General features: G+C 68.2%; 6 protein-coding genes. 5 read left to right on the top strand and 1 reads right to left on the bottom strand.

The window, feature by feature from the left end:
• Window positions 1-26: 26 nt before the first annotated feature.
• The gene (locus tag AC1D01_RS23780) at window positions 27-368 is read right to left on the bottom strand and encodes an H-NS histone family protein (protein ID WP_477870720.1); all 342 of its coding nucleotides are present in this window, start codon (window positions 366-368) and stop codon (window positions 27-29) included.
• 237 nt (window positions 369-605) lie between these two features.
• Between AC1D01_RS23780 and AC1D01_RS23775 the strand changes: the two genes are divergently transcribed.
• The 5 genes from AC1D01_RS23775 to AC1D01_RS23755 are packed head-to-tail and all read left to right on the top strand — an operon-like array spanning window position 606 to window position 3,911.
• Entirely contained in the window at window positions 606-1,343 is a 738-nt protein-coding gene (locus tag AC1D01_RS23775) for a phosphatase PAP2 family protein (RefSeq protein WP_477870718.1), read from the top strand.
• Window positions 1,344-1,400: 57 nt separating this feature from the next.
• A complete protein-coding gene (locus AC1D01_RS23770) occupies window positions 1,401-1,991 on the top strand; it encodes an SIS domain-containing protein (protein ID WP_477870716.1) in 591 nt (196 codons plus the stop codon).
• A 19-nt stretch (window positions 1,992-2,010) separates the two neighbouring features.
• On the top strand, window positions 2,011-2,433 hold the full coding sequence (gene trxC / locus AC1D01_RS23765) for a thioredoxin TrxC (RefSeq protein WP_477870714.1): 423 nt from the start codon (window positions 2,011-2,013) through the stop codon (window positions 2,431-2,433).
• A gap of 58 nt (window positions 2,434-2,491) precedes the next feature.
• Entirely contained in the window at window positions 2,492-3,349 is an 858-nt protein-coding gene (locus AC1D01_RS23760) for a bestrophin-like domain (protein WP_477870712.1), read from the top strand.
• Between the two features lie 55 nt (window positions 3,350-3,404).
• On the top strand, window positions 3,405-3,911 hold the full coding sequence (locus AC1D01_RS23755) for a GyrI-like domain-containing protein (RefSeq protein WP_477870710.1): 507 nt from the start codon (window positions 3,405-3,407) through the stop codon (window positions 3,909-3,911).
• Window positions 3,912-4,028 lie beyond the last annotated feature (117 nt).

Below are 4,028 nucleotides of genomic sequence, written 5' to 3'. Positions count from 1 at the left end.
CGACGTACCCGTCGACCGAGGGGCCGTCACACAGCGAAGTCCGAGAGCTGCTTGCCGGCGATCAAGGCATCGCGCAGCCACTTCGGGCGCGGGCCGCGGCCGCCCCAGACATTGCCCGACTCGTCGCGGAACTTGACTTCGGCGTCCGTCTTCCTCTTGCGGCCGCGCTTCACGGCGACCTTCTTGGCGGCGGCCTTCGGGCCGCGCTTGGCGCCCCCGAGACCCAGGTCGGTGGCGGTCAGGCCATAGGCCTCGATCGCTTCCTTGATGCGTACGACGACGCCTTCGACTTCCTTGCGCTGCAGCTTTTCGGCTTCGCGCGTGAGGGTTGCGATCTCTTTTTTCAATTGGGCCAGAGTTTTCGACATCGGAGTTTCCATGAGTTGCGACAGGCGCCGCCTCCCGTGCCGGTTCTTGTCTGACCGACTTTCCTTCGTACGCCGAGACCAGGCAGCACGCCACGGGCTGAGCCCCGCAGAGTGCGCGGCGCGACCATATCACACGGTTTGGGGATGGCTTATCCCGCGTGACGCAGTTGACAAGGTCAGATCGCCGGAGGTTCCAACTAAGGCCGGCCTAAGTCTGGGTCGCGAGCATCGCGGCCCATGGTCGCTCACGTCTTTCCTGCCTCGCCGGCCCGGCAGCCCGCCTCGATGCGCACCGACCTGATGGTCGTGCTGCTGTCGCTGGCCGTGCTGCTGGCCTGGGACCTGAGCGGCCTCGACCTGGCCCTCACGTCGTGGTTCGGCAACGCCCACGGCTTTGCGTGGCGCGACCGCTGGCTCACCGGCACGCTGCTGCACGATGCCGCGCGCTGGCCGGCCTGGCTGCTGTTCGGCGCGCTGCTGGCCGGCATCTGGCGCCCGCTGCCGTTCGCCCGCGGCCTGACGAAGCGGGAACGCGTCTGGTGGGTGACGACCACGCTGGCCTGCGTGATCCTGATTCCGCTGCTCAAGCGCAACAGCGCCACCAGCTGCCCGTGGGACCTCGCCCGCTTCGGCGGCGACGTGCTCGACTACGTGCCTCATTGGCAGTTCTGGAAGCGCGACGGCGGCTCGGGCCAGTGCTTTCCGTCGGGCCACGCGTCGACCGCGTTCTCGTTCCTCGCCGGCTGGTTCGCCTTGCGCCGGGCCTCCCCGGTGGCCGCGCGCCGCTGGCTGGCCATCACGCTGGCCTGCGGCAGCGTCTTCGCCTGGGTGCAGGTGATGCGCGGCGCGCACTACCTGAGCCACTCGCTGTGGACCGCGTGGGTGTGCTGGGCGGTCTGCGTGCTGGCCACGCACGCGCCCCGGCTGCGCCGCATCGCACCGGCTGCCGGCGGATGGGGCGCGGCCAAGGGTTAACCTCGGGGCATTGCGGACGGGCTGGCCGTCCCCAGATGCACCGATGGAACACCCGACATGATCGAACACATCCAATCCAACCTGCGCGAAGCCCAGCGCGCGCTCGACGCGCTGCTGTCCGACGGCCCCGCGCTCGCGAGCGTCGAGCAGGCGGCCGCGCTGCTGATCCAGGTCTTCGAACGCAAGGGCCGCGTCTACTCGTGCGGCAACGGCGGCTCGATGTGCGATGCGATGCACTTCGCCGAAGAGCTGACCGGCCGCTACCGGAACGACCGCCCGCCCCTTGGCGCCGCGGCGATCAGCGACGCCAGCCACATGAGCTGCGTCGGCAACGACCTCGGCTACGAGCAGGTGTTCTCGCGCTATATCGAGGCCCATGGCCGGCCGGGCGATTGCCTGCTGGCGATCAGCACCAGCGGCACCAGCAAGAACATCCTGCGCGCCGCCCGCGCCGCGAAGGAGAACGGCCTGTCGGTGATCGCCCTCACCGGCAAGCGCAACCCGGAGTTCGAGGCGCTCGCCGATGTCTACGTCTGCACGCCGGGCGGCCGCTATGCCGACCGCGTGCAGGAGCTGCACATCAAGGTGCTGCACATCCTGATCGAGCTGATCGAGCGCCATTTCTTCCCTGAAAACTACGCTGCCTGACGATCGCAAGGAGGCCCGCATGCAACTCGTCTGCCCATCCTGCCTGACCCGCAACCGCGTGCCCGATGCCCGGCTGGGCGACGACCCGCTGTGCGGCCAGTGCGGCAAGAGCCTGCTGCCGGCGCACCCGATCGAGGTCGACGACGCGAGCCTCGAGCGCCACGTGGCCGGCAACGAGATGCCGCTGCTGGTGGACTGCTGGGCCGAATGGTGCGGCCCATGCCGCTCGATGGCGCCGCAGTTCGAGGCGGCGCAGCGGCAACTGCCCGGCGTGCGCTTCGCGAAGCTCGACACCGAGGCGGCGCAGCGCAGCGCGGCCGCCTACGGCATCCGCAGCATCCCGACGCTGCTGCTGTTCCGCGGCGGCAAGGAGGTGGCGCGCCGCAGCGGCGCCCTGCCCGCACAGGAAATCGTCTCGTGGGTGCGCTCGCAGGTGGCATAGGCCGCCCTGTTGCGCTCCACCCGCGGGTTATTCGAAGGGCCAATTCAGCAATCCGCTGATGGCCCACCAGGGAGCGCGCGGCTATCGTGGCGGCATGCCACTGGCCCTCTACGACCTTCCGAACTGGCTCTTCGGCCTCTTGATCAGCGGCGGCTGGATCCTGATCGGGCTGGGCGGCTACGCCGTCTTCCAGCGCGTGTGCCGCGTCACCTTCGCCGAGAGCGAACGCAATGTCGCAATCGCGCTGCTCGGCGTGATCGCCACCATCAACTCGCTGCTGCTCGCGTTCTCGGCGATCTCGGTGTGGGAATCGTTCGGCTCGGCCGAGAAGGCGGTGCGCACCGAGGCCGTCGTGATGACGGCGCTGGCGCGCGACCTGGCGGTCTACGACACCGTGCCATCGCGCCAGGCCCGCGACCTGCTGCAGAAATACGCCGCGGTGGTGGTCGATCAGGAATGGGCCGCGATGCGCAGGGGCGAACTGCCCGAGCAGGCGCGCGACCTCCTCGACGACATGTTTCGCACGGTCGGCCGCATCGACCCGGTGGGACCGCGCGAAGCGGCCTTGATGCCCGAGATCTGGGCGCGCACCAACGAACTGATCCGGGCCCGCCGGGAACGCACCCAGGCCAGCGAGGCGCAGGTGCCCAGCACGCTGTGGAGCGTGGTCGTGCTGGCGACGATGCTGACCCTGTTGACGACCTACGTGCTGCCGCGCTCTGCGTTCAACATCACCGCGGTGGGCCTGCTCTCGGGGGTGTTCGGCCTGGTGTTCTTCTTCATCGCCGCGATGGACCGGCCGTTCGCCGGCTCGGAGAGCATCGGCCCCGAGCCGATCCAGCGCACGATGCAGACGATGGCGCGCTGGTCTGCGCAGGCGCCAAGCCTGCCGCCGGCGCAGGCTGCCACGAAGTAGCCGCGTCGTTTTTGCCGGAGAGACCCCTGGTACGACCAGTGAACTGAGCGATGGCATGAAGGCAGAGAACGTCATCGGTCCCGCATCAATCGTCGACAAGCCCGAGAGGCCCTACCTGGGTTTGCGCTTCGAGACCCCTTTCGAGGGGATGTTCGCCTTGGTCACGAAGGCCTTGAAGGAACTGCGAAAGTGGGCCCATGACAACGACTTGTCGGAGCAGGCGCCCTACTTTCTGCGGTACTACCACTGCGACATGAAGAGCACCATGGAGGTGGAAGTCGGCCTGGTGACGAGCTCTGTTCTGCCAGGCGACGGGCGCATCAAGCCGGGCACGCTTCCGAAGGGGAGGTACGCCACCCTGGTCTACCGGGGCAACGGGCTTCGAGGCAACCAGGCCCTCATGAAATGGGCGAAGGACCGCGGAATTGCTTTCGACCCGCTGGTCGCGGGCCGTGTGGAGTCGTACGCCTGCAGGTATGAGGCCTACCTGACCGACTACCGCGTCGAGTCGAGAAAGCTGCTCTGGGACGTCGAGCTGTCGATCAAGATTGCCGACGATTGAGATCAGCTGCCGCTCACCTTGCTGGTATCGAGGCCCGCGACCAGGAAGTCCCGCACGGCCTCCTTGTTCCGAGGCGTGGCCAATCCAATGCCGACGGCCAGCTCCTCCCCCTCGACC

It is taken from the genome of Rhizobacter sp. P3_B12 (assembly GCF_056402895.1).
Note: the sequence above shows the minus strand (reverse complement) of the source record. Positions and strands in the feature narration are given on the sequence as shown.

Bases quoted from the DNA above. Each gene is read 5' to 3' on its own strand.
- AC1D01_RS23770 (WP_477870716.1), top strand. From the start codon at position 1,401: ATGATCGAACACATCCAATCCAACCTGCGCGAAGCCCAGCGCGCGCTC.
- trxC (WP_477870714.1), top strand. From the start codon at position 2,011: ATGCAACTCGTCTGCCCATCCTGCCTGACCCGCAACCGCGTGCCCGAT.
- AC1D01_RS23775 (WP_477870718.1), top strand. From the start codon at position 606: ATGGTCGCTCACGTCTTTCCTGCCTCGCCGGCCCGGCAGCCCGCCTCG.
- AC1D01_RS23755 (WP_477870710.1), top strand. From the start codon at position 3,405: ATGAAGGCAGAGAACGTCATCGGTCCCGCATCAATCGTCGACAAGCCC.
- AC1D01_RS23760 (WP_477870712.1), top strand. From the start codon at position 2,492: ATGGCCCACCAGGGAGCGCGCGGCTATCGTGGCGGCATGCCACTGGCC.
- AC1D01_RS23780 (WP_477870720.1), bottom strand. From the start codon at position 368: ATGTCGAAAACTCTGGCCCAATTGAAAAAAGAGATCGCAACCCTCACG.